General features: G+C 78.0%; 1 protein-coding gene. It reads left to right on the top strand.

Features of this window, described 5'->3' with window-relative positions:
• A partial coding sequence (locus EJA20_RS18480) for an HNH endonuclease signature motif containing protein (RefSeq protein ID WP_205687592.1) occupies nucleotides 1-1,094 on the top strand: 1,094 nt, incomplete at its 5' end.
• Nucleotides 1,095-1,259 lie beyond the last annotated feature (165 nt).

Raw genomic sequence — 1,259 nt, 5'->3', positions numbered from 1 at the left:
CGGCGGCCACGAGCACCGCGGTGGCGACCGCGAGCCGGGCCCGTCGCTGGCGCGAGCGGCACCACCCCGTCCCGGTGGCCGAGCGGCACGCCCGTGCCCACGCCGACCGGCGGGTGTGGCTGCAGCCGGAGGCCGACGGGATGGCGTTCCTGCACGCGCTGCTCCCGGCGGTGCAGGCCCACGCCATCGACACCGGCCTGTCCCTGGCCGCCCGCGCCCTGCACGAGAACCCCGACGCCCCCCGCCACGACCCGACCCTGAGCCAGCTGCGCGCCGACGTCCTGACCCACCTGCTCCTACCCGACACCGCCACGCCCCACACCGCCACCAGCACCGGCACCGCACCCGCGACCGGCACCGCACACGCGACCGGCACCGCGACCGGCACCGCGACCGGCACCGCGACCGGCACCGCGACCGGCGCCGCGACCGGCACCGGGCAGGGGACCGGCACCGCGACCGGCACCGCGACCGGCACCGCGACTGGCACGCCGACCGGCACCGCGACCGGGACCGCGGGCGGTGCCCTGCGCCCGGACCTGGGGTGCGTGCCCTGGCGGCCGACCGTGATGATCACCGTGCCCCTGGGCACCGTGCTGGGCGGGGACGGGCCGGCGCACCTGGCCGGGTACGGACCCATCGACGCGACCACCGCCCGCCACCTGCTCGCCCAGGCCGCCAGCTTCACCCGGCTGCTGACCGACCCCCTCACCGGTGCCGTCACCGACGCCGACCGCACCACCTACGCCGTCACCGGCGCCCGCCGCCGCTGGCTGCAGACCCGCGACGAGCACTGCCGCTTCCCCGGCTGCCGCCGCACCGCCACCACCTGCGACCTGGACCACACCCGGGCCTGGGCCGACGGCGGCTGCTCCGACCCCACCAACCTCGCCCACCTGTGCCGCCACCACCACCGCCTCAAGCACCACGGCCGCTGGACCGCCCACCAACACCCCGACGGCACCCTGCGATGGACCTCCCCCACCGGCCGCACCCACCACTCCCACCCCGCCTACCCACCCGACCCGCCCCCGAGGCCCACGCCGGACGCCACCGCGCCCGCGCCGCCCGACGACGGGCCACCACCCTTCTGAGGCGGTCCGCACCGCTGTCTCCGCCGCGCCTGCTCCACCACCTGGTCGACGGCCGTGTCCTCGCGACCACCTGAGCGATCACCGGCGCCCCCACGACGACGGCCTCGATCCTCGCGGAGGGCCGCCGGCGAACCGGACATTCCGGTCGACAACGGGCAGGCTACT

Origin of the sequence: Cellulomonas endophytica, from assembly GCF_004123805.1 — a bacterium.
Taxonomy (GTDB): Bacteria; Actinomycetota; Actinomycetes; order Actinomycetales; family Cellulomonadaceae; genus Cellulomonas; species Cellulomonas endophytica.
The sequence above is the reverse complement of the archived record's forward strand: the minus strand, read 5'-3'. Positions and strand labels throughout refer to the sequence as shown.